Annotated in this window: 23 protein-coding genes; 12 read left to right on the forward strand and 11 right to left on the reverse strand. The window is 38.0% G+C overall.

The window, feature by feature from the left end; genetic code table 11:
• Positions 1-51: 51 nt before the first annotated feature.
• On the forward strand, positions 52-1,338 hold the full coding sequence (gene tolB / locus CFY84_RS04310) for a Tol-Pal system beta propeller repeat protein TolB (protein WP_088822950.1): 1,287 nt from the start codon (positions 52-54) through the stop codon (positions 1,336-1,338).
• A gap of 35 nt (positions 1,339-1,373) precedes the next feature.
• Positions 1,374-1,943 (forward strand): peptidoglycan-associated lipoprotein Pal, encoded by a 570-nt coding sequence (gene pal / locus CFY84_RS04315; protein ID WP_088822951.1) that lies wholly within the window; start codon positions 1,374-1,376, stop codon positions 1,941-1,943.
• A 31-nt stretch (positions 1,944-1,974) separates the two neighbouring features.
• Here pal and CFY84_RS04320 read toward each other — a convergent pair whose 3' ends face one another.
• Entirely contained in the window at positions 1,975-2,178 is a 204-nt protein-coding gene (locus CFY84_RS04320) for an NF038105 family protein (RefSeq protein ID WP_088822952.1), read from the reverse strand.
• Between the two features lie 179 nt (positions 2,179-2,357).
• Here CFY84_RS04320 and CFY84_RS04325 point away from each other — a divergent pair, with 179 nt between their 5' ends.
• From CFY84_RS04325 to CFY84_RS04345, 5 genes are all read left to right on the forward strand, one after another.
• The gene (locus CFY84_RS04325; RefSeq protein ID WP_088822953.1) at positions 2,358-3,329 is read left to right on the forward strand and encodes a class 1 fructose-bisphosphatase; all 972 of its coding nucleotides are present in this window, start codon (positions 2,358-2,360) and stop codon (positions 3,327-3,329) included.
• A 49-nt stretch (positions 3,330-3,378) separates the two neighbouring features.
• A complete protein-coding gene (locus tag CFY84_RS04330) occupies positions 3,379-4,164 on the forward strand; it encodes a TrmH family RNA methyltransferase (RefSeq protein ID WP_088822954.1) in 786 nt (261 codons plus the stop codon).
• A 125-nt stretch (positions 4,165-4,289) separates the two neighbouring features.
• Positions 4,290-4,922 (forward strand): RNA polymerase sigma factor, encoded by a 633-nt coding sequence (locus CFY84_RS04335; protein WP_088822955.1) that lies wholly within the window; start codon positions 4,290-4,292, stop codon positions 4,920-4,922.
• The gene (locus CFY84_RS04340; protein ID WP_088822956.1) at positions 4,912-5,244 is read left to right on the forward strand and encodes a hypothetical protein; all 333 of its coding nucleotides are present in this window, start codon (positions 4,912-4,914) and stop codon (positions 5,242-5,244) included. Before CFY84_RS04335 ends, CFY84_RS04340 begins: the two co-directional genes overlap by 11 nt.
• A complete protein-coding gene (locus tag CFY84_RS04345) occupies positions 5,234-5,647 on the forward strand; it encodes a DUF3106 domain-containing protein (protein WP_088822957.1) in 414 nt (137 codons plus the stop codon). The genes CFY84_RS04340 and CFY84_RS04345 overlap by 11 nt, the downstream gene beginning before the upstream one ends.
• 5 nt (positions 5,648-5,652) lie before the next feature.
• Here the strand turns inward: CFY84_RS04345 and hda are convergent, their stop codons facing one another.
• On the reverse strand, positions 5,653-6,366 hold the full coding sequence (gene hda, locus CFY84_RS04350; protein WP_088822958.1) for a DnaA regulatory inactivator Hda: 714 nt from the start codon (positions 6,364-6,366) through the stop codon (positions 5,653-5,655).
• Positions 6,367-6,379: 13 nt separating this feature from the next.
• Complete coding sequence (gene cxpE, locus CFY84_RS04355; RefSeq protein ID WP_088822959.1) at positions 6,380-7,588, reverse strand: chloramphenicol efflux transporter CxpE; 1,209 nt, start codon at positions 7,586-7,588, stop codon at positions 6,380-6,382.
• Positions 7,589-7,720: 132 nt separating this feature from the next.
• Here cxpE and purM point away from each other — a divergent pair, with 132 nt between their 5' ends.
• Both purM and purN read left to right on the forward strand, forming a co-directional pair.
• Positions 7,721-8,791 (forward strand): phosphoribosylformylglycinamidine cyclo-ligase, encoded by a 1,071-nt coding sequence (gene purM, locus CFY84_RS04360; RefSeq protein ID WP_088822960.1) that lies wholly within the window; start codon positions 7,721-7,723, stop codon positions 8,789-8,791.
• Positions 8,788-9,417, forward strand: coding sequence for a phosphoribosylglycinamide formyltransferase (gene purN / locus CFY84_RS04365; RefSeq protein ID WP_088822961.1), 630 nt, complete (start codon positions 8,788-8,790; stop codon positions 9,415-9,417). Before purM ends, purN begins: the two co-directional genes overlap by 4 nt.
• 35 nt (positions 9,418-9,452) lie before the next feature.
• Here the strand turns inward: purN and sppA are convergent, their stop codons facing one another.
• Entirely contained in the window at positions 9,453-10,472 is a 1,020-nt protein-coding gene (sppA, locus tag CFY84_RS04370; protein WP_088822962.1) for a signal peptide peptidase SppA, read from the reverse strand.
• 127 nt (positions 10,473-10,599) lie between these two features.
• Between sppA and CFY84_RS04375 the strand changes: the two genes are divergently transcribed.
• On the forward strand, positions 10,600-11,544 hold the full coding sequence (locus CFY84_RS04375) for a lysophospholipid acyltransferase family protein (protein WP_088822963.1): 945 nt from the start codon (positions 10,600-10,602) through the stop codon (positions 11,542-11,544).
• Here CFY84_RS04375 and CFY84_RS04380 read toward each other — a convergent pair.
• From CFY84_RS04380 to CFY84_RS04395, 4 genes are all read right to left on the reverse strand, one after another.
• Entirely contained in the window at positions 11,536-13,944 is a 2,409-nt protein-coding gene (locus tag CFY84_RS04380; RefSeq protein ID WP_171289032.1) for a DNA internalization-related competence protein ComEC/Rec2, read from the reverse strand. The two genes, CFY84_RS04375 and CFY84_RS04380, sit on opposite strands and share 9 nt — an antisense overlap.
• 90 nt (positions 13,945-14,034) lie before the next feature.
• Positions 14,035-14,727 carry a lipoprotein-releasing ABC transporter ATP-binding protein LolD gene (gene lolD, locus CFY84_RS04385; protein WP_088822965.1) on the reverse strand — a complete coding sequence of 231 codons (693 nt, stop codon included), beginning with the start codon at positions 14,725-14,727 and terminating at the stop codon, positions 14,035-14,037.
• Entirely contained in the window at positions 14,720-15,955 is a 1,236-nt protein-coding gene (locus CFY84_RS04390; RefSeq protein ID WP_088822966.1) for a lipoprotein-releasing ABC transporter permease subunit, read from the reverse strand. Before CFY84_RS04390 ends, lolD begins: the two co-directional genes overlap by 8 nt.
• A 338-nt stretch (positions 15,956-16,293) precedes the next feature.
• Positions 16,294-16,767 (reverse strand): YaiI/YqxD family protein, encoded by a 474-nt coding sequence (locus CFY84_RS04395; protein ID WP_088822967.1) that lies wholly within the window; start codon positions 16,765-16,767, stop codon positions 16,294-16,296.
• A 208-nt stretch (positions 16,768-16,975) separates the two neighbouring features.
• Between CFY84_RS04395 and CFY84_RS04400 the strand changes: the two genes are divergently transcribed.
• Together CFY84_RS04400 and CFY84_RS04405 are read left to right on the forward strand one after the other, a co-directional pair.
• Entirely contained in the window at positions 16,976-17,914 is a 939-nt protein-coding gene (locus CFY84_RS04400; RefSeq protein ID WP_088822968.1) for a hypothetical protein, read from the forward strand.
• 94 nt (positions 17,915-18,008) lie between these two features.
• Positions 18,009-18,389 carry a hypothetical protein gene (locus CFY84_RS04405; RefSeq protein ID WP_088823387.1) on the forward strand — a complete coding sequence of 127 codons (381 nt, stop codon included), beginning with the start codon at positions 18,009-18,011 and terminating at the stop codon, positions 18,387-18,389.
• A gap of 480 nt (positions 18,390-18,869) precedes the next feature.
• Here CFY84_RS04405 and serC read toward each other — a convergent pair whose 3' ends face one another.
• The 3 genes from serC to mtgA all read right to left on the reverse strand — a co-directional run bounded on the left by serC (position 18,870) and on the right by mtgA (position 23,202).
• Complete coding sequence (serC, locus tag CFY84_RS04410) at positions 18,870-19,949, reverse strand: 3-phosphoserine/phosphohydroxythreonine transaminase (protein WP_088822969.1); 1,080 nt, start codon at positions 19,947-19,949, stop codon at positions 18,870-18,872.
• Between the two features lie 373 nt (positions 19,950-20,322).
• The gene (gene ppk1 / locus CFY84_RS04415) at positions 20,323-22,422 is read right to left on the reverse strand and encodes a polyphosphate kinase 1 (protein ID WP_088822970.1); all 2,100 of its coding nucleotides are present in this window, start codon (positions 22,420-22,422) and stop codon (positions 20,323-20,325) included.
• 105 nt (positions 22,423-22,527) lie between these two features.
• The gene (mtgA, locus tag CFY84_RS04420; RefSeq protein ID WP_088822971.1) at positions 22,528-23,202 is read right to left on the reverse strand and encodes a monofunctional biosynthetic peptidoglycan transglycosylase; all 675 of its coding nucleotides are present in this window, start codon (positions 23,200-23,202) and stop codon (positions 22,528-22,530) included.
• Positions 23,203-23,266: the final 64 nt, after the last annotated feature.

Here is a 23,266-nt window from a genome sequence, read left to right on the forward strand (position 1 = left end):
ACTCTCAGCTCATGGATATAAACCTTTATTTATTAGATGTGCACACTCATTATGGACAAGAATCGTAAATATATATTGGCGCTTGCAGTAGCAATGACTTGTGGCGTCCTTCTGCCGACTACAGCTTCAGCACAACTGCATTTAGAAATTGCAAAAGCACCAGATCAAAGCGCACCCAAAATTGCAATTGTACCTTTTGTAGATGACCAAGCCATTTATCCTATTGTAAATAGTGACTTGAATCATTCAGGACGTTTTACAAGCGCAACCAACAACTTACCTTCTACAGGCACCATCAGTGATATTAATGCCGAGCAATGGAAAAATGCAGGTATTCCTTATGTTGTTGTCGGTAAAGTCAGCCAACCTGACCCAAATTCATATCAAATTCATTATCAACTTTATGATGTTGAAAAAAAACAATATTTACTCAATGAAGTAATCACGGCACCGACTTCACGCGTACGCCAAGCTGGTCATGCTGTCAGTGATGCGATATATCAAGCTCTCACAGGCATACCTGGCAGTTTTAGTGGTCGCATTGCATATGTATTAAGAAATCCTGCCAATTCAGGTCAAAGATATACATTGCAAATTGCAGATACCGATGGCGAACGACCAGTGACAGTACTCGCCTCTCACTACCCGATCTTGTCTCCAACATGGACACCAGATGGTAAAAGTATTGGCTATGTTTCCTTTGAAAGCAAACGACCAAAAATTTATTTGCAAAACCTCTCAACGGGTCAACGTCAAGTTTTAACTGAATTTAAAGGTTTAAATGGCGCTCCAAGTTTTTCACCTGATGGAAAGTCCATGCTATTTACTGGATCGATGGACGGAAACCCTGACATCTATCAAATGAATTTAGAAACACGGCAAACCGAACGCTTAACCAATGACTCTGCTATTGACACTGAAGCGCGTTATGCACCCGATGGAAAGTCATTTATTTTCACCTCAGATCGCGGCGGTTCGCCACAAATTTATCGCTATACATTTGCTGATGGCTCATCAAAACGTGTCACTTTCCGTGGAGCATTTAATGCGCGAAGTACCATCAGTACAGATGGCAAAAAACTCGCCATGGTTAACCGACAAACTGGCAGTAACTTTAAAATTGCAATTCAAGATTTAACTACGAATGTCTTTAGCGTACTTACACCAACCACGCTTGACGAATCACCAAGCTTTTCTCCAAATGGACAAATGGTGGTTTATGCAACACAAGAAGGAAACCGTGGACTACTCTCCATTGTTTCGATCAATGGTCAATTCCGTATGAATTTACCAAGTGAGCAAGGTGAAGTTCGCGAACCTGCTTGGGCACCTAAATAATCTCAATGACGTATACCACTTTCATGGAAAAGAAAATGAAAATTAAATATGCCGTAATACCAATGATCGCATCTGTGTTGCTGATCACAGGTTGTGCTAGCCGTAAACCTGTCACACCTGCTGTGGTCACTACCCCAGAAGCTTCTACGCCTGTTGCAGTAAATACAACTGGTTTAAGTGAAGATGCAGCACTTGATGCCAAAAATTTAACAGGTGCATCTGCTAAAGGTGTCACTGCTGAAAACAAAGCTTTCTTAGCAGACCGTGTTATTCGTTTTGACTACGATAACAGTTCAATTTCTCAAAAAGATTATCAAACATTACAAGCACATGCGCAATTCTTACAAGCCAACCCAACCTCGCATATTGCGCTGACAGGTCATACAGATGAACGTGGTACACGTGAATATAATATGGCACTTGGCGAGCGACGTTCAAAAGCGGTACAAAGCTATCTTGTTTCAATCGGTGTTAACCCAAGTCAACTTGATACTGTGAGTTATGGTAAAGAAATGCCAATTAACCCAGCTCACACGCCTGAAGCATGGGCTGAGAACCGCCGAGTAGAGCTGAATTATGAAGCTGTGCCGCCACTGTTACGTTAGATAAAATTAAGGCGCTTGAAGAAAGCGCCTTTTATTTATCTTTAAACTCAATTGAACTTGAACCTATGCTGATTGACGACTGCAATGACTCAATTAAATCATGTTTATTAAACTCTTTATATTCAGGCTTTGCCTCATATTCAGACCATGCTGACTTGACACTTTCTTCTGAAATATCATTCAGATTAAAAGAGACTAGCGGTATTGATATTTCATCGAATTTTTTTGTTGTCATCTCGGTCACCTTTCAACGCAAACTTGTTATATAATAAACATATCATGTTCTTGGCAACTTGTAAGTATTAAAAGCTCATATTATCTGTTAGAAGACAATGTTTAATTTTCCTACATATCCCGTCATATTTTCAGCTTTTACATTGCCAAGAAATTGCATAATTTTTGGAGCACCTCGCTATGTCGCATATTATATTATCCCAATATCTAAAAGAAAAAACGGGATGCCTCACACCAGAACTAGCCAGTGTCATTGATGCCATTGCAAAATGCTGCCACATTATTGATTACCATCTACAACAAGGTGCTATTGCTGGAATTCTTGGCAGTGCAGAACATGAGAATGTACAAGGTGAAACACAAAAGAAGTTAGATATATTTTCAAATGATCAATTTATCGATGCATTACAAAAACATCCTAATGTTGGTGGTTTTGCATCTGAAGAATTGGAAGATTTTACGCCAGCTCAAGAAAATGGCGAATACTTGGTTTTATTTGATCCCCTAGATGGCTCAAGTAATATCGATATTAATATGTGTGTTGGCAGTATTTTTTCAGTCTTGCCAGCCAAACAAGCTAAAACTGAACTTGAAGACTTTATGCAACCTGGTTCATGCCAAGTTGCTGCAGGTTATGTGATGTATGGCCCATCAACAATGTTAGCATTAACATTTGGTGATGGTGTTGCCCTCTTTACTTATGATATTGACATTAAATCTTTTGTACTTACACAAGAACATGTCAAGATTCCAGAACAAACTCAAGAATTTGCGATTAATTCATCAAATCATCGTCATTGGGAAAAACCTGTTCAGCGCTATATCTCAGAATTGTTAGATGGTAAAACAGGCGTTCGTGGTAAAGACTACAACATGCGTTGGATTGCATGTATGGTTGGAGATATCCATCGTATTCTTAGCCGTGGCGGTGTGTTCATGTATCCTTATGACTTGAAAAACCCAGGTAAGCCTGGTCGTTTACGTCTAATGTATGAAGCGAATCCAATGAGTATGCTCATAGAGCAAGCAGGCGGTGAAGCCACAACAGGACGCATGCGTATTATGGATGTACAGCCAACAGGTCTTCATCAACGCGTGCCTGTTATTTTAGGCGCGAAAGAAGAAATTAACATCATCGTAAGTTATCATTAAATTTTATGAGGGTGTAATCAGAGCTTGATTACACCCCATTGGTATTTTCATGTCAATTATATATCTTGAGTCGAAAGACAACCCTAAAATTAAACATATTAGGGCGCTGACAGAGCAAGCAAGTTATCGCAAAAAGCAGCAACAAACGATTTTAGAAGGTACACATTTGTGTTTGGCATGGTTAGAAGCAAGCCGTCCAATTAAATCGTTATTCACCACAGAAGCTGCCTTACAACATCTTGATATAGAAAAAATACAAACGCTGTATACAGGCCATATTTTTATTTTAAGTGAAGTACTTTATCGTGATTTAAGTACGCTTGGTACAAGTTTGCCATGTTTAGCAGTCATTGACTTACCTAGACATCAACATGCTATTGATTTTAACCAAGACACACTGATTCTAGATGGTGTGCAAGATCCAGGTAATGTCGGTACATTATTACGTTCTGCAGCTGCAGCCAATATCAAGCAGATTTTATGTACACCTGCTGTCTCATCGATTTGGTCGCCTCGTGTATTACGTGCCGGTATGGGCGCACACTTTTCTTTGTTTTGTTTTGAACAAGTCGATTTAAGCCGCGTCCTGCCTCAATTTAATATTCCTGTCTATGTCACCAGTTCACACCAATCTAAAAGCTTATATTCAGAAGACCTTACACAACCATGTGTTTGGATTTTAGGCAATGAAGGGCAAGGAGCATCTGAATATGCACTTGAACATGCCCAAGCGATCGCTATTCCGCAGCCTGGTGGGCAAGAATCTTTGAATGTTGCAATTGCAGGTTCTATTTGTCTATTTGAAATGGTGAGACAGCGACAAATTACCGCATAAACTTAACGATTATGCGTTCACAATGCGACCAAACTCATCTACACTGAAAATAACTTTAGATTATGTCAACCCATCTCAATTTTTAAACGTTATATATAAGTAAACGATTAAAATTGAGGTGGTATATGACGGGATTTTCCATCTCTATGGATCGGATACCAAAAGAAAGTCTGATACAAGCTGAGTGTAATGATATTCCGAATGAAAAACGGTTGGCGTTTTTTATGCAAGAAGTCACAGGCCGTGCCTTGGTTATGATGGAATCTGCAACAGGTCAGCAAGATATTGCAATGGATTTGGTGCAAGAGTCTTTTATCTCGTTATATAAATCATATGCCAACAAAACCACCAATGAGTGGTATCCCCTGTTTTACACCATCTTAAACAACAAACTTCAAGATTTTCGACGTAAAGAACAACGCAGTTTTAAGAATTTTTCTTTTTTCAAGAAAAAAGAAACCATTGATGACGATGATGAACTTGAAATTGTCGATGAATATAACCTTGACCCATCGGATATTCTCACTCATCACCTGACGTTAGAAGAAATTCAAACTGCGATACAGCAACTGCCTGCGCGACAACAACAGGCATTTACTTTACGTGCATGGGAAGGCTTTAGTACGCAAACGACTGCAGAAATTATGAATTGTACCGAAGGCAGTGTGAAAACACATTATCATCGTGCGATTCAGAATTTAAAAGCCGCACTCTCCCACCTCAACCCAACTGCTGGAGAATTCTCTGATGAATCATAAGGATGCGAACTTCACAAAGGATATTACCCAAAAACTAGACACCTTGGCTAAAGCACACAAAAATACGCCATTGGTCATGGACTATGTTCTTACTGAAGTCTATAAACCCAAAAGAAGTTACTATGTCAAAGCCATGGGTTTTGCAATTGCAGCAGCAATTGCAGGAATTATTGCTTTACCGCATGCGCTTAATTTCAAAAATGAAGAACATAATAATGCACAAATTGCAGTAACCAATCCAAGTAAGCTTTCACCACAAATGGTTGAAGATCTAGAAATGGTCATGGTATTGGGTGAGGATAGTCATAGCCATGGAAGCTAAAAGAATTGTCTTTGCATGTTGCACATTGGCATTTTTACAAACCAGTTTCGCTGGTTTTTGGCCGTTCTCAAGCCAAGATGCACACTCAATGTCAGAAGACGGTTGGAACGAACTCAACCCACAACAACAAGATGTGCTGCTTCAACATTATCAAAATTTAAAAGAAATTCCTGAGAGTCAACGGATGACACTCAAGCAACGGATGGATTGGTTTACTCAACTCTCTGAAGCAGACCAACAAAAAATGCGTGATGCATGGCAAAAAATGAATACAGAACAACGAAAAAAATTACGTAAACTGATGGATCAAGCAGAAACTAAAGCTGAACGTGACCAAATTCGAAACGAATATATTCAAAAATACTTGCCTAATGATCAGGCTGAAACTCCCCCTACCTCATAATTGAATTATTGGCTTTGTTTATACTCATCAATCAATGCATAAATCTGTCTGAGCGTCGAACCTGAAAGTTTTGTACGCTCACCTTTTAGCAAATTCTCTAGACGATCTAGCATCTGTAATAAAAGTGATGCCTGATGTGGTCCATGCTCTAATAAATAATCTACAATTTGTGGATCAAGTACCACTCCACGTCGGCACAATACTGAATGTACAAGTTCATAGCGATCCTCATACAAACTGCCATTCGGTAATCTTGCGCTGACTGCTTGAGTTAAACGTGACTGTAAATCTGGTAACTCAAGCTTCAACTCAATTGGTGCATAACGCGAGGAGAAAATTAGCTGTCCACCAAATTGGTTATTGTGATTAATTAAATGAAAGACTGCTTTTTGCCAGTGTTTTACACCGCTAATGGCTTCAATATCATCTAAAGCCACTAAATCACACTGCTCTAATGCATTAATTGCTTCAATCGGTGCATCAAGCAGTTCAAGTAATGACACTTGAACTGCACTTTTGCCTAACTCAAGATAAGACTCACAAATCGCAGACAATAAATGGCTTTTTCCTGTTCCTGCTTCGCCATACAGATAAAAGCGACTAATCAATCCAGCATGAAGCTGCCGAATACCATCAACAATTTCGCTCCAACCCGGACCTGAAAAATCACTGATTTGGGCATCAAGTTGAGGTTCAATTTGAAGTTGTAATTGACGCATAAAAGAGGATTACCTATTTTTTCTGATCAGTTTTTTCAACATCAGAAGATGAATCTGATGCCTGCTTTGGTGTATTGATTTGGATATCCACATCAACATTGTCTGATTTAACGCTCAAGCGTTGCGGCTCATCATTGTTGTGTATCAATTTATGGTTATACCCATATAAATTAGAATTTTCATAAAAGTCTCGCACATGTTTCAATAATACAACAATCACTGCAGCAACAGGCAATGCAATCAGCATTCCTAAAATACCACCAAGTTGTGCACCTGCTAATACTGCAAAAACCACAGCCACAGGTGACAATCCAATTTTATCACCAAGTAAGAAAGGTTGTAGAATATATCCTTCAATGGCTTGTCCAACCATAAAGACCACGCCCACTAATATAAGCTGCATCCAATCTAAACCAAACTGAAAGAACGTCGCTGCCACCGCAGAGACAATACCCACACCAAAACCTAAATAAGGAATAATACTCGCAAGCCCTGCAATCATCCCAATAATTAAGCCGACCTCTAAGCCAATCAGTTGTAAGCCCACAGCATATACCGTGCCAAGTAAAATCATAACCAAAAATTGCCCTTTAACAAAAGCACGCAATACGCTATGACACTCGCTCACAATCTGTAAGGTAATTTTTTCATAAGGACGAGGCACTAAACGGCGCATCTGAACCAGCATTCTCTGCCAATCGAGCAAAAAGTAAAATGAGATGATTGGAATTAGAACCACCGTTCCACCCAGCTGGATAAAATTAAGCCCCGATTGTGCTAAACGTAACACCAACGACTGAATGCTATCAACGCTATAATTGGTTTGAATATATTGCATTAACGTGTCAGAAATTTGGTTGGTGTCAATGGACATACGTTCAACATTAAATGTATGCGCAGCCCAAGGAAATACTGTGTGATTAATCCAATGAATGACACCAGGAATACTGTCTCTTGCATACACCACTTGCTTCCATGCCAACGGAATAATATACCAAACCGCAACCACAACACCAAGACCAATACCGATAAAGACAATACTGGTTGACAACCAACGTGGTAGCCCAAGTTTTGATAACTTCATGACTAAACCGCTAAAGAGGTACGCAATGACAAATGCTGCAAAAAACGGAATGACAACTGGTTTTAATATATATAACAACCAAATAAATAAGCTTAAACCAGCTAAAATAAAAATTCGACTTAATGTACGATCACCCATGGTCTTCGCCTGTTGAAATAATTGAATATTTTTAAGGATTATTTGCTTTAAGATAACATTTTGCAGGATAAATAACATTACAGTTTCGTATATTAGGGTATAATCTGCTGGGCAAAGCGGAGACCTTCATACATGAGCAACTCGACTTCCAACCAAAACACCCCATTAAGTTATAAAGATGCAGGCGTAGACATCCAAGCGGGTGATGCACTTGTTCATCGCATCAAATCTGTCGCAAAACGCACCACTCGTCCTGAAGTCATGGGCGGCCTAGGTGGTTTTGGTGCATTATGCAAAATTCCTAAAGGGTATGAATCCCCTGTTCTCGTCTCTGGTACAGATGGCGTTGGCACCAAATTACGCTTGGCGTTAAATTTCAATAAACATGACACCATTGGACAAGATCTAGTTGCAATGTGTGTGAATGATCTTTTAGTTTGTGGTGCAGAACCATTATTCTTCTTAGATTATTATGCAACAGGTCATCTCAATGTAGATGTTGCAGCTGATGTTGTTACAGGCATTGGTAAAGGCTGTGAACTCGCTGGCTGTGCATTAGTTGGTGGTGAAACTGCTGAAATGCCAGGCATGTATGATGGCGAAGACTATGACCTTGCAGGCTTCTCAGTCGGCGTTGTCGAAGAAAGTCGCATTATTGATGGTAAAAAAGTAAAAGCAGGTGATGTATTAATTGGTGTAGCTTCATCAGGTGCTCATTCTAATGGATATTCATTACTGCGCAAAATTCTAGATGTTAAACATGTTGATTTAGATCAAATTGTTGATGGTCGTCCACTTGCTGACGTTATCATGGAACCAACGCGTATTTATGTGAAGCCGATTCTTGAGCTTTGCAAACAAGTTGATGTTCATGCCATGGCACATATTACAGGTGGTGGTTTACCAGGTAATTTACCACGTGTTTTACCAAATGGTGCACAAGCTGTCATTCATGAGTCATCATGGCAGTGGCCAACATTATTTACTTTGTTACAAGAACATGGTCAAGTTGAACAGTTTGAAATGTACCGTACATTCAACTGTGGCGTTGGCATGATCATTGTAGTTGACCAAAATGATGCTGAGAAAACGATTCAATTGCTCACTGAACAAGGTGAAAAAGCATGGCAAATTGGATTAATCCAAGATCATGCTGAATCTGTTGAAGGTGCTGACGAAAAATTACGCGTGATTTTTGAATGAGAATAGCGGTTCTTGTTTCAGGTAGTGGCAGTAATCTACAAGCCTTACTCGATGCAAATTTATCGGGTGAGGTGGTTGGTGTAATATCTAATCGCTCTGATGCATATGCATTACAACGCGCAGCAAATGCCAATATAGCAACCTGTGTTATTAAGCATTCTGCTTATCCTGAACGTACAACATTTGATGCAGCACTACATCAACAGCTGTTAGAATGGCAAGTTGATTTGGTGATATTGGCAGGTTTCATGCGTATATTGAGTGCGTCTTTTGTTCAACAATGGGAAGGAAAAATGTTAAACATTCACCCTTCTTTATTGCCAAAATATAAAGGCATGCATACTCACCAACGTGCTTTAGATGCAGGTGATCGTACTCATGGCTGTACTGTTCACTTTGTGACTGCTGAATTAGATGCAGGACAAGCACTTGCACAAGGTGTATTAAATATACAGCCCAATGACACTGCTCAAACGCTTGCTGATCGTGTACATACAATTGAACACCATATCTATCCAATGGTGGTCGAATGGTTATGTTCAGGCCAAATGACGTATCAAGATGGCTTCATCACATATCATCAAGCCCCTTTTTCTGAACCTGAAATACTCTATTTTAATTCATAAAAAAAGCGCATCATTTGATGCGCTTTTTTTAGCGGTTATTTCAATTCAATCTGTGGGCTAGTGGTCCCAATCTCTTGTTTAATTGAACTCGTTACCCCTTGCCCAATGGTTGCACCCATTTTACCTAGAAGCGCCTCAAATGGATTATGTTCCACCGTGTAATTCACGGTTTTTTCAATCTTCAATTGGCGCTTTAATGTTTCAAGATTACCAGCACGATCAGCAATACCGAGTTTAATCGCTTGCTCACCTGTCCAAAATAAACCTGAAAATACACTTGGATCTGCATTTTTGAGACGATCCCCTCGTCCTTGTTTTACTGCATCAATGAAATGTGTATGCACATTATCTAACAGGTTTTGTACATGTTGCTTTTGTGCAGGATTAACAGGTTTTGTCATACTTAAAATATCTTTATTGCTACCTGCAGTCAGCGTACGGTCTTCAACACCTAATTTTTGTGCTAAACCACTTACACCATAATTTGGCATAATGACGCCAATCGAGCCAACTAAGCTTGATGGATTCACCCAAATTTCTTGTGCAGCTGAAGCAATATAATATGCCCCTGATGCTCCAGTATCACCAATGACAGCATATACTTTTTTACTTGGGTATTGTGTCTTTAAGTAACGGATTTCTTGCCAAATATTGTCAGACTCTACAGGTGAACCACCAGGAGAATTAATATTTAAAACAATCGCTTGGCTATTTTTTGCAGAAAATGCATCTTTTAATGCTTCAATGGTGTCTTTACTGTTGACATCTTTTTCATCTGAACTAATAACACCTTGAATATCAATCACAGCAAGGTGATTTCCTACATTCGAACCTTTGGCTTTTTCTTCAGGATCAGAAATCGAGCATGTTCTTGCTAAAACACTCACAACCACAATAAATGATAATAAGCGAAAGAAAATTGACCAACGTCGCGCTCGCCTTTGTTCATTCACTGAAGCTAAAACAACCTTTTCAAGCAACTGCCATTCATTGCCTTTGTGTTCATTTGATTGATTTGATTCTTGATTTTTTGGTTTTGGTGGCCAATCAGACATACATCACACCCAAATAATTAAAGTCAATCTATTATATACGCTCCATCGATGAATACTGTTTAAATTCGATATTTTCCCTTATAATTATCGGTCTTAATAATAATTCAGATTGTATTACTGCCATATAATGCCGAATCCTAGCTCTTTTACCTATAAGTTTCTTACTTTTATAAGCAAGCAACCGTTACAAATTACACGTGGTCTTGCGCGTTTGCTTGCAATGGTTGCAAATCATACACGTGTGGCCAAAACGGCAAAAGCTGCAGATCTTAATATTCGAATCGCCTTGCCTCATATTGAGACCACTGAGCGTGAACGGATTGTGAAAGAAGCGGTCAAAAATGAGCTCACCTCATATTTTGAATTTTTTAATGTATGGGGTTCAAGCAACAGTAAAAATATTTCGCGTGTTCACCATGTTGAAGGTGAACACTATTTTCATGATGCCATCGCGGCACAAAAAGGCTTAATTCTTTTGGTTCCCCATTTTGGCACATGGGAAATTATGAATGCATGGATTGCACAGCATAGTAAAATGACTATCATGTATAAACCCATCAAAAATGATGATGCTGATTTATTTGTGCGCCAAGCACGTAGCCGTGAAAATGCAACCTTAGTACCCACCAATGACAGTGGTATTCGTGCTATTTTCAAAGCGTTAAAACAAGGTGGTACAACTGTTATTTTGCCCGATCATACCCCCCATATTCATGGCAGTTTGGTCAATTACTTTAATGTACCTTTACATTCAAGCAACTTGTCTGCCAAATTGGTACAAAAAACCAAAGCCACTGCATTATTTTTATATGCGATTCGTAATGACAATGCAGGATTTGATATGTATATCGAACCTGTGTCTGAAAAAATTTATGAATGTAGTGATATTGAGGGGACAACGATCATTCATGAATTAATTGAAGGTTTAATTCAAAAATATCCTGAGCATTATCATTGGAGTTATAAACGCTTTAAAGCACACCCTGAACTTCATGATATTTATACGTTATCAGAGGCAGATGCGCTCGCTAAAGTTGAACACGTCAAACAAACAAGTCATTTATCATCGTAACCACAGCTTCTCATCACGATAAAAACGTGGCTGTAGTGGATGCTTTTCCTCAGGCGTTATTTGAATACTGCCTGTTTCACTCGTCACCCACAATGGAATGCGTAAATTTTCTAAGCGTTGCCGTACCTCTTGATGTGGGTGTCCATAACGATTTTGATAGCCAGCTGACGCAATCGCTACCTGAGGATGGTAATGCTTCAGAAATTCAGTTGAGGAACTAAAACGGCTACCATGATGAGCCAACACCAATATATCAACAGGGAGTTTTGGATATTTCGTCATTAATACCTGTTCAGCATTCTTCCCTGTATCGCCCATAATTAAGACATTCAATTGGTGGTCCGCATATTGATAATTTAAATACACCACACAAGAAGATTCATTTTTACTGTTAGCTATTGGATTGTGATTCGGTTGTAATGGATATAAAAACTGTACATTTAGATCATCATAACGGAGAGATTGACCCGCATGACAAAATGAAAATTTTGATTGCTCAGGAAACAGTACACTATTGTACTCATTGCTAATGACCTGACGAAAAGGAATCTTTTGCGAAATATGAGGAAAACTACCACTATGATCTAGATCATGATGAGTAAGAACCACCAAATCAAATTGTTTGACACCTTGTTGGATTAAAAATGGAAAAAGAACCTGCTCTGCAAGCGGTGCTGATGATGGAAACTGACCTGCCAAATCAATCATTAAATAATGATGTGCTGTGCGTACAAAGATCGCTTGCCCTTGCCCAACATCCAATATATGTAATGAATAATCTGCTTTTTTGCTTGGCAAATAAATAATTACGAATGCAATCAAAGCATAACTTTTCGGTATACAGCCTCGAGGCAAAAAAAGAATTAAAATCGCAACAGCAAGGGCAATAATTTGCCAAACATTCCATGCAGGTATGGTCATTTGAACAGCAAGTCGTTCAAGGACATCAAGCATAAACAACATGAAGTCGATAATACGACCAACCAAGCACCATATAAAATTTGCCAATGTAGGCTGTAAAACAAAAAGTACACCTGCAACAATACTGAGCGGAATCACAATTAAACTTAAATATGGAATGGCAATTAAATTGGCAAGGGGTGCTAACCATGAAAACTGATGAAAATAAAATAATGTGATAGGCAATAAAGCCAGAAAAATTTGGCATTGTGTCCATACTGATAACAAAAATAGCTGTTTAACTGTAATCCATAGGCTTTTATTTTCTTGATCTTGAAATATATTCTTACTCAGTTGATAAATTCGTATCAGCATAAAACATGCGATATAAGATAACCAGAATGCTGCAGATAGCACCTGTAATGGATCAATCAACAATAGAATTGATGCACTCAGCAATACAACACTCAGTGCATTTAAGCGATATTTAAAGTATATGCTAAGACTTAAAATGAGTAATATTAACCAAGTTCGAAGTGCAGGCACTTCAAAACCCACAAAAATACCATAGAAAAGAGCAGCCAATAGCATAGGCGCCATCATGACATAAGGTTTGGGGTATTTGAGATACAATGTAGGCTGAACAATGCGAATAATACGCTGAAGAGAAAAGCACAATAGCACGGCAAAAATTAAAATATGTGGTCCAGAAATTGCCAATAAATGACCTAAACCCAAGGCAGTAAATTGCTGTTTGGTTGGATTATTTAATAAGCTTTGGTCTCCTGTCAGTAACGCTAAAATTAACCCTTTATGTTGTACAGATTGATGTTTAAATGCTTGACGATAGTTAAATCGTTGCTGTTCAATGTAGATGACCAAACGATGTAATATACCTTGATGCAACTGAACAAAAATTGGAAATTGTTGAGCCACAACGTGTGTTGAACGTTGTTCGACTTCGTCGATATGTAGTTGCCCCATTACATTTTGCTGTAAAGCAAAACGTTCTAAATCAAAAGCTGATGCTACAGCGTGACCATGAATTGGAGTCACTTGACCTTTTATTTTGTAATAGTGGCCTATTTTAAACGTCTGCAGAGGGTAATGTTTAATCGGAATCAAACTTTGCCAAGTCACTTGATCATGTTGTAAAGGACGATACACCTTAAACTGTTGCTGATAAAACTGAGAATCGATACTTGATTGATTCATCTTGTCAACATAAACAATCACTTCCACAGACTGTGATGTGTTTACCCGCTTTGCCATCACATCATCAAGTGCGCGTTTTGCGTGCCACTGTGCAAGGCTTGTTGTCGAGATCAATATACAAATCATCGAAAGTACACGATATAAAGAAGATACTTTATGCTTAACGATAAGTGTATAAAAATAAGCAGCTGCACCGCCGCTCAATACGCTGATGCTCAGCCATAACGGCAGCATCAAAATATTGCATGTCCCCACAGCAGCATGCATTACAATCCAAATAAGCATCAACACATAATGCATAAAAGTGACTTATGACACAAATTATAAAATTAAAGCCCACAATGTGGACTTTAACAAGTCTTTCTTTTATTTATTTTACTGATGTCCGGTATCTGACCAAAGACCGTCCACCATATATAAGATCCGATCCGCTGAACGGGCTAATGCTTCATCATGGGTTACAATTAACATTGCCATGTTGAATTCTTGTTTCAAATCATTGAGCAATTCAAATATATTTTTGGCTGTATTACGGTCTAAGTTGCCTGTTGGCTCATCTGCTAACATCACTTGAGGTTTGGTCACCAGTGCACGTGCCAAAGCAACACGCTGACGCTCACCACCTGATAATTCACCCGGTTTGTGCGATAAACGGTGTGATAAACCAACACGCTCTAATAAATACTCAGCTTCTTTTTTTGCTTCAGCATATTGCACACTTTGTCTTAGCATCAAAGGCATGGCTACATTTTCTAATGCACTAAACTCAGGTAATAAATGATGAAACTGATAAACAAAACCTAAATGTTGATTTCTTAAATTACCACGGCTTGTTTCATTTAAGTGGTCAAAACGTGCATCATTTAAATAAATTTCGCCTTCAGTCGGTCGATCCAAACCACCTAAAATATGAAGTAATGTACTTTTACCTGAACCACTTGCACCTACAATTGAAACAAATTCACCTGCATGCACTTTTAAAGAGAGCCCTTTTAACACATCAACATAGGCACGTCCTTCATTAAACGTTTTTACAATATGTCGGGCATCTAATACCACTTTACTCATAACGTAATGCCTCTGCAGGTTGAACTTTTGCCGCACGAATGGCAGGGTAAATTGTAGCAAGGAAACTTAAAATAAATGATACAGATACAATCAGCACCACATCTTGCCATCTTAAATAGGATGGTAAATAGTTAATAAAGTAAGCATCAAATAAATGCCAACCTAAACTTGTATTTAACCAATCAATAATACTACTGATACTTGTAGCTAAAATAATTCCAAGTACTGCACCTGCAAGCGTGCCTGTGACTCCAATAATGGTTCCTTGCACCATAAATATACGAGTAATAGTTGCAGGTGAAGCACCTAACGTTCTTAATATTGCTATATCTGATTTTTTGTCTGTTACTACCATCACAAGTGAAGAGACAATATTAAACGCAGCCACCAATACAATTAAAAACAGCAGCAAGCTGACCATAGCCTTTTCCATTTGAATTGCGCTAAACAAATTACCATGGGTATATGTCCAATCAGTTGGATAAAATCCTGCAGGCAATTCACGGACAATCTCTTGCGTCACTTGAGGTGCTAAAAATAGGTTATCTAACTTCATACGAATACCTTGTGCGCCATCAGGTAAACGTAACAAAGTAGATGCATCATATAGGTTGATGTAGCCCATACTTGAGTCAACTTCGGCACCAATACTGAAAATGCCGACAATTTTAAATCGTTTAAAACGAGGCACCACACCTGCAGGTGACGGCGTTGCTTCAGGTAAAACCAAAGTGACATTGTCATTTAAGCCTAAACCTAGAGCATCTGTTAACTGTTTACCAAGGACAATTCCAAACTCACCTTTTTGTAATGCATCAATACTGCCTGCCACCATGTGGTTTTGAATAATCGAGACCTTTTTTTCGTACTGTGCATCAATCCCGGTCACCATTAAACCAGATACCTGACCTTGTGCTGTAATCATGCCTTGCAATTGAGTAAATGGTGCAACCCCGGTCACATGTTCGTGTTTAGAGACCTTCTCAGCAAGCGCAGGCCAATCCGTAATGATTTCTCCTGAAGACACCGTTGCTTGTGGAACCATTCCAAGCACACGCTGTTTTAACTCACGATCAAATCCATTCATTACAGACAATACTGTAATTAAGACCGCGACACCAAGTGTCAAGCCAATCATAGAAACAAGCGCAATAAAAGAAATAAAGTGATTACTGCGCCGAGCGCGAGTATATCTCAAACCGATGTACAGCGAGATGGGTTTAAACATACGACCTGAATCCAAGGTAAAGCAAATACAGTATTTTTCTCAAAATGGAGAATCAACGCTGCTTTTTAGTAAATAAAATTAAGCCTATCGATTGGCTTAAAATCTCGTCTTTTTATTCACTCCAATGGATATATAAAATCCATTATTGAAACAAATAGATTAAGTGAAAAAGATCAATTAATTGGCAAAATACTATCCTTATTTCGGCAAAATTTAAACCTTAATCGTTCGAGAATATGAGTCCAATTGTACAAACGATGTTACATCATGCATACATGTTCATTTTAAAAGACAACATGATCGCGGATGATATGCATACTCAAGATCAGCATCCTTGGTTATTTATGTTGTGTTTTACGCTTTTGACGTAAGATGGTCTGATCAAGCGCACTTGAAAATTCGCGCTTATCACGTTCGCCTAATGGCTTAGGGCCACCTGTTTGTACACCTGCACCTCGTAAGGTATCCATATAATCTCTTAAATGCAGACGCGCTTTAATATTGGTTAAGGTAAATACCTCACCACGTGGATGGATGGCAATCCCACCCTTTTCAATCACTTCTGCAGCCAAGGGAATATCTTGTGTAAGCACAATATCATCTGCTTGCATTTGATTCACAATTTCTTTATCCGCTTGATCGGCACCGCTTAGGACTTGTAATGATTTAATCCGCACAGACGGGGTAATTCCCAACGGTTGATTGGCAACAAAAATCACTTCTAATTGATAGCGATCAGATGCCTTAAAAATAATATCACGGTAAATTCGTGGCAATGCATCGGCATCCACCCACAATTTAAAATTCAGCACAACAACTCATATCATTGATTAATTTATAATTGAGTATAATGCCAAAAACATGCTTTCACACCCCCTTTGTTCTTCTGTTTTCATTCGCCATTGATCAAATGAACACTGCAAAAGCCATCGCTTTAAACAATTATTTCATATAAACCCTTGAAAAATGCCCTCACATGCTCGATAAAGTAAGCAAAAGGATTGAAAACATAAATGTGCTATGAATAAGACAAGTAATAGACCTGAAATAATCACAATTGAAGATCAACTCTTTGGCAGCCATGTTGAACATTGGTCGCTACTTACAGATACGCCAACAGAAACTGTACCAGCATGGTTAGGTCAAGCCCTCGAACATCCTGAAATGCCCATGGGATTATGCGCAACAGAAGCTGATATGGATGAAGATGCATGGTTAATTCAAGGTCCAAGCCAAAGTCTCATTCAAGTGGCACAAGTCATTGAGGTTGAAAATCAGCAACCTCGTGCAGTGAAAATAGCTTTTCCAGTGTTTAATAGTCCGTATAAGATGCCATGTCAGGTCGAACGTATCATTTGTTCTGACCGCCACAGTCAAGCTGTATTAAGATTAAGTGTGGGCAAACAACAAGCCATTGTCTATGCATTTGATAATTTATATAGTGTCAATCACAACCAATATATAGCAGACCAGCGTTACGCTGTATCATTGTCTGCATGGGCCTATGAATTAGATGTCGTCGATCCAAAAGAAAGTATTGTGGTTGACGATCCTGCATCAATTAAACATCACCGTGCCCTCAATGATATTTTAGCGCAGCATCAAGGTGTCGCACCGCATAATTTACAAGAGTTAATTGACCAATGGCAGCCACAATCTGAAGATGATAAAGCACCATTGAATGTTGATTTTTCTAAAATGGTTGCATATTTACACGGCGAGCATTTAGGGCAAGAAGATGAGGCATGGTTTCAAGGCAAAATCGTTGGCAAAACGTCCACTCAATTTATGCAAGATACTTATACGTTATTTGATGTGATTTTATTACTTTCTGACCAAGATGAAAGTACACTTATTCGTGTTGCCACTAAAAATCCTGCACATAATAAGTTTGAAATTAATCAATACATTCGCGGTAATATTTGGATTCAAGCCAATATTTATTCAACTGCCGCTTAATAGACATGTAAAGAACGTAGTGTGAATTTTTATGATGAGCACTGCGCTTTGTCATGATTTAAACATTATATTTTATAAAAACGTCACCAAATTAATGAAACATGAACTCAGCATTAGAGTGATTTACGCACTTTGTTTAACGGGTGCTGCATTCAATCATTTAAAAACAGTGCTGATGCATGGTCTGTTTTGGGATTATCATCATGCCCCTATTTTTGCACGATTCTTTTGGACTTCTTTAACTTTTTTAGATCCTCTTGCTGTTATTTTACTATTTTTAAAACCTAAAGCAGGTTTGATCCTTACATTTCTGATTATTTTTGTAGATGTAATTCACAATACAGGCATACTGATTTATGAAAAACGAGATATGTTAAATTCAGTACAAATTGCACAATGTATGTTTTTATGCTTTGTATGTGTAACCATCCATATTCCATGGAAAGCACATCAATTAAAAATTATAAACGGATAGAACATACAAATAGATTGACTCGATTGGCTCAATCTATATGTCATTGATTGATATTAAACTCACCTGATCTCAACTATAAAATTTGATTTTTAGCTTTAAAAATCACTATGTACGTTTTAGCGTACATGATTTTGATAATTTAAAACCAATTAAGTCAAATGGTGAGATATCTATATCAAATAGTGGTTTTCATAGACTAATATTTATTCTACAATCAGATAATACAAAAAATGTATATCAATAAATTATCGCGTTTGGAACTGCTGAATGAAAATTGTGCCAGAACAAATAATAACGTCGATACAGCGACAAACTCAGCCCAATAGTAAGCTCGACCGAGGGGCTGTTTGCTTCTTCTTGCTTGGTATATTTATTATTGCATTTACACTGCATATGCTCACTTTTGTGTCGTAACAGCAAAGAGTATTTTTGTGTAAATGAATTGCAAGCCATCTGCTTGCAATTCAGATAAATATCAATTTAGCTGTGTTTTTTGGCGAATGTATCCATAAAATCAACCAATGCTTGTACACCCTCAAGTGGCACTGCATTATAAATACTTGCGCGCATTCCACCGACTGAACGATGTCCTGCCAAATGCAATAAATTCTGTGCTTCTGACTCTTGCAAAAACAACTTATTTAAACTGTCATCACGCAATGTAAATGGCACATTCATTAATGAGCGATTCTCAAGAGCAATTGGATTATCATAAAAGTCGCTTTGATCAATATAATCGTATAGCAATTTAGCTTTGGCTAAATTAATTTGATGAATCGCCTCAACTCCGCCTTGCTCTAGCAGCCATTCAAACACTAAACCTGCCAAATACCATGCATAAGTTGCAGGAGTATTTAACATTGATTCATTTTTTGCTTGTGCTGAATATTGAAGCAGTGTCGGCGTTGCTGATTGTACTTGATCCAATAAATCTTCACGCACAATAACAAGCGTTAAACCTGCAGGACCAATATTCTTTTGCGCACCTGCATAAATTAAACCAAATTTAGACACATCAATCGGTGCAGATAAAATGCTTGATGAGAAATCAGCAACTAAAGGTACGTTGGTTTCAGGAATTTCATCAAATTGTAAACCACCAATGGTTTCATTTTCACAATAATGCAAGTAGCTTGCATTGGGTGAAATATTCCACTTATGGCTTGGTAAAATACCTGATTTTCCGTCACGCTCTTCAACAGCGTCAATGACATGAATATCACCATAACGCTGTGCTTCTTTAATGGCTTTATCCGACCAAATGCCTGTTTTGACATAGTCTGCTTGTGCATGTTGACCAAGTAAATTCATCGGAATCGCAGAGAATTGTAAGCTTGCTCCGCCTTGTAAAAAGAGGACTTTATAGTGATCAGGAATATTCAATAGCTGACGTAAATCCGATTCAGCTTTTTCTGCAACAGCCACATAATCTTTATGCCGATGGCTCATTTCCATAATCGAAATACCTTTGCCCTGCCAATCTAAAAGCTCTTGTTGTGCTTTTTCTAAAACAGCAGTTGGCAATGCTGCAGGACCAGCAGAGAAATTATACGCACGCATGATTTTTCCTTTCATACTCAATCGATCTTTGATCTTTGCATTTAAGCATAGAATGCAGCGTCATGCAGTAGTTTAAAGGAACTTATTTTAATGATTTTTAGATTAAATTTATTCATGAAATGATTTTTAAAATATTGAATTTACACGTGTAATCTAAACTTAAAATTTTAGATTAAAGATGTTGATATCATAGAAGATACTGCTCTACACATAATACGAATATCACTTAATTTAATGAATCCTTAAATGATTAATACATGGTTGAATCGCTAAAACTTACAGCCATAGTATTAAAAGATGAATGCTGTCATTTCAAACATAAAAAAGAGTGTAAAAGATCAATCTTTTACACCCTGAATATCAAGAATTCACTTTAACGGTAATACTCAAGCAATACTTCTTGCGAGTCATGCGGCTTTTCGCCTTCTTGTACTTGCACACGTTGCCATGAACCATTGCCATTTAAAGTCCAAGCACGCTGATTGTCTTTTAAATAATTTAAAAAACCTTGCTGATAAATGACTTTTCTTAATGCAGGATCTTCAATTGGGAAGCATGCTTCAACACGATTAAATAAATTACGGTTCATCCAATCTGCACTTGAGCAATAAATGTGTGCATCGCCTAAATTGCTAAAGTAAAAGACACGTGTATGTTCTAAGAAGCGACCTACAATGGAGCGAACACGAATATTTTCAGATAGCCCTGGTAAGCCCGGACGTAAACAACAAATTGAACGAATAATTAAATCAATTTTCACCCCTGCTGCCGATGCTTCATATAATTTATTGATCAACTGTAATTCTGTTAACGCATTGACCTTAACAATAATATGCGCCTCTTTGCCTGCTTTAGCATGATTAATTTCATCATCAATAAAGCCTAATAATTGACTATGTAAAGTAAATGGTGCATGAAATAGCTTTTTCAATTTCGCCATTTTACCCATGCCCGTCAACTCTTGGAAAATCCGGTGTACATCTTCACAAAGATCTTTATCTGTGGTCAGCAAGCCATAATCGGTATAAATTCGTGCATTGCCTGCGTGATAGTTTCCTGTCCCTAAATGAGCATAGCGGATCAGTTTGTCATTTTCACGACGAATCACTAAGATCATTTTGGCATGGGTTTTATATCCTACAATGCCATAAACAACCACAGCACCTGCTTCTTGCAACAAATTAGCCACGGCAATATTTGATTCTTCATCAAAACGTGCACGTAGCTCAATCACCGCTGTTACTTCTTTACCATTTCGTGCAGCTTCTGCAAGCACTTGTACAATCTCTGAGTCAGGACCGCTGCGATATAAAGTTTGTTTAATGGCAAGAACTTTCGGGTCACGGGCAGCTTCACGCAATAAAGTAATGACTGGTGAAAAAGACTCAAATGGATGATGTAATAAAATATCTTGTTTTTTCATTGCAGAAAAAATACTGCCTGATTTTTTCAAGACTTTAGGAATAACTGGCGTAAAAGAGTCATATTTTAAATGTGGACGTTTAAAATTAGACAATAAACGCGCTAGATTGACAGGACCATCTACTTTATATAATTGATGCTCATCAAGCTCAAATTCTTCAAGTAAGTAATTATAAATATGTTTAGGACAGTTTTGTGTGACTTCTAAACGCACTGCACGGCCAAAACGTCGTGAACTGAGCTCGCCTTTTAATGCAATTGCTAAGTCTTCAACATCTTCATTCAACTCTAAATCTGCATTACGCGTAACACGGAACTGATATGAACCAGTCGCTGTCATGCCAGGGAATAAATCAGATACATGCTCATGAATAATCGCAGACAACATGACATGATGCTCTTTTCCATCAGTTAATTCATCTGGTAAGCGAACAACACGTGGTAATGAGCGTGGTGCAGGTACAACTGCAAAATTAATTTGGCGACCAAATGCATCTTTACCATCTAAAGTAACCACAAAGTTTAAACTTTTATTCACTAAGCGTGGAAATGGATGTGCAGGGTCTAAACTAATTGGGGTTAAAACAGGGGCAACTTGTTCCTGAAAATATTTTTTCACCCATTGTGATTGCGCAGGGGTTAATTCACCACGGCGTAAAAAACAAATATCTTCTTCACGAAGCTTAGGTAAAATTTCATCATTCAAAATACGATATTGGCGTTCAACTGCTTCATGTGCAGTTTTAGAAATGGCTTCTAACACTTGTTTTGGCGTTAATCCATCCGGGGTATGGCTTTCATTCCCTAATGTTAACTCTTCCATCACGCCTGCAACACGAATTTCAAAAAACTCATCTAAATTACGTGAAAAAATAAGTAAGAAGTTTAATCGTTCAAGCAATGGATGCAGTGGATCAACCGCTTGTTCTAACACACGTAAATGAAAGTCTAAAATTGAAAGCTCGCGATTAATATAGCGTTCGTTATAAGCGTAATCAGGCGCAACTGTATTAATTTGCTGACCAGTTAATGAATGATTTTCAGTACTCATACCACCTTTCCATATAAAATTTTTTTGTATCTGATTTAAGTATGCTTTAAATTTATGGCAATTAAATAAAAACTTGTATAAATTTTAATTAATATCAGAAATACATTAAGGAATATGACTCAAACGCATATATTTGGCAATAAACCTTTGTTTAAAACGAAATTTTGCATCATCTCTATTGTCTTGATAATACTTCGGATTTGGTAATAACGCAGCTAAAAAAATCGCCTGTTGAGGTGATAAATACTCACTTGAACGATTAAAATAATATTGAGAGGCTGCTTCAATACCATATATTCCCTCACCGAACTCAACTGAGTTTAAATACACTTCTAAAATACGCTGTTTTGACCACATTTTTTCCATCATTACAGTAATAATGGCTTCTTCTGCCTTTCTTAAATAAGAGCGTTTATTATATAAAAACAAATTTTTTGCCAATTGCTGAGATATCGTTGAACCACCTGCAATCACATTGCCGTTTTTTTCATTTTTGGCCAATGCCACCTGTACACCATCCCAATCAAACCCATGATGATCTACAAATTTTGCATCTTCAGCAGCAATAACCGCCTTTTTAATATTTTTGCCCATATTCGGATATGAAATCCATTCATGTCGAACCTCTAAATCGGGGTTACTCCATGTGGCAATCCGCATAAACATGGTGGTTTCTACAGGTGCTGTACGCCACCAAAACAAACTCACCAATATCCAAACTTGTATGGCAATCACTATCAACAGTACTGTGTAAAAAATACGAGAAATTACCGCTTTCATGAATCTAACTTTCTCCAACGCCAAGCTTCTGCTAAGCTGAAGCTATAAAACCATACCGATGTAG

This window comes from Acinetobacter apis (assembly GCF_900197575.1).
Classification (GTDB): domain Bacteria; phylum Pseudomonadota; class Gammaproteobacteria; order Pseudomonadales; family Moraxellaceae; genus Acinetobacter; species Acinetobacter apis.

Bases quoted from the DNA above. Each gene is read 5' to 3' on its own strand.
- pal (WP_088822951.1), top strand. From the start codon at position 1,374: ATGAAAATTAAATATGCCGTAATACCAATGATCGCATCTGTGTTGCTG.
- CFY84_RS04320 (WP_088822952.1), bottom strand. From the start codon at position 2,178: ATGACAACAAAAAAATTCGATGAAATATCAATACCGCTAGTCTCTTTT.
- CFY84_RS04400 (WP_088822968.1), top strand. From the start codon at position 16,976: ATGAATAAGACAAGTAATAGACCTGAAATAATCACAATTGAAGATCAA.
- CFY84_RS04340 (WP_088822956.1), top strand. From the start codon at position 4,912: ATGAATCATAAGGATGCGAACTTCACAAAGGATATTACCCAAAAACTA.
- sppA (WP_088822962.1), bottom strand. From the start codon at position 10,472: ATGTCTGATTGGCCACCAAAACCAAAAAATCAAGAATCAAATCAATCA.
- hda (WP_088822958.1), bottom strand. From the start codon at position 6,366: ATGCGTCAATTACAACTTCAAATTGAACCTCAACTTGATGCCCAAATC.
- CFY84_RS04325 (WP_088822953.1), top strand. From the start codon at position 2,358: ATGTCGCATATTATATTATCCCAATATCTAAAAGAAAAAACGGGATGC.
- lolD (WP_088822965.1), bottom strand. From the start codon at position 14,727: ATGAGTAAAGTGGTATTAGATGCCCGACATATTGTAAAAACGTTTAAT.
- tolB (WP_088822950.1), top strand. From the start codon at position 52: ATGGACAAGAATCGTAAATATATATTGGCGCTTGCAGTAGCAATGACT.
- cxpE (WP_088822959.1), bottom strand. From the start codon at position 7,588: ATGGGTGATCGTACATTAAGTCGAATTTTTATTTTAGCTGGTTTAAGC.
- serC (WP_088822969.1), bottom strand. From the start codon at position 19,949: ATGCGTGCGTATAATTTCTCTGCTGGTCCTGCAGCATTGCCAACTGCT.
- CFY84_RS04330 (WP_088822954.1), top strand. From the start codon at position 3,379: ATGTCAATTATATATCTTGAGTCGAAAGACAACCCTAAAATTAAACAT.
- CFY84_RS04405 (WP_088823387.1), top strand. From the start codon at position 18,009: ATGAAACATGAACTCAGCATTAGAGTGATTTACGCACTTTGTTTAACG.
- purM (WP_088822960.1), top strand. From the start codon at position 7,721: ATGAGCAACTCGACTTCCAACCAAAACACCCCATTAAGTTATAAAGAT.
- CFY84_RS04390 (WP_088822966.1), bottom strand. From the start codon at position 15,955: ATGTTTAAACCCATCTCGCTGTACATCGGTTTGAGATATACTCGCGCT.
- purN (WP_088822961.1), top strand. From the start codon at position 8,788: ATGAGAATAGCGGTTCTTGTTTCAGGTAGTGGCAGTAATCTACAAGCC.
- CFY84_RS04345 (WP_088822957.1), top strand. From the start codon at position 5,234: ATGGAAGCTAAAAGAATTGTCTTTGCATGTTGCACATTGGCATTTTTA.
- CFY84_RS04375 (WP_088822963.1), top strand. From the start codon at position 10,600: ATGCCGAATCCTAGCTCTTTTACCTATAAGTTTCTTACTTTTATAAGC.
- CFY84_RS04335 (WP_088822955.1), top strand. From the start codon at position 4,290: ATGACGGGATTTTCCATCTCTATGGATCGGATACCAAAAGAAAGTCTG.
- mtgA (WP_088822971.1), bottom strand. From the start codon at position 23,202: ATGAAAGCGGTAATTTCTCGTATTTTTTACACAGTACTGTTGATAGTG.
- ppk1 (WP_088822970.1), bottom strand. From the start codon at position 22,422: ATGAGTACTGAAAATCATTCATTAACTGGTCAGCAAATTAATACAGTT.
- CFY84_RS04380 (WP_171289032.1), bottom strand. From the start codon at position 13,944: ATGCTTATTTGGATTGTAATGCATGCTGCTGTGGGGACATGCAATATT.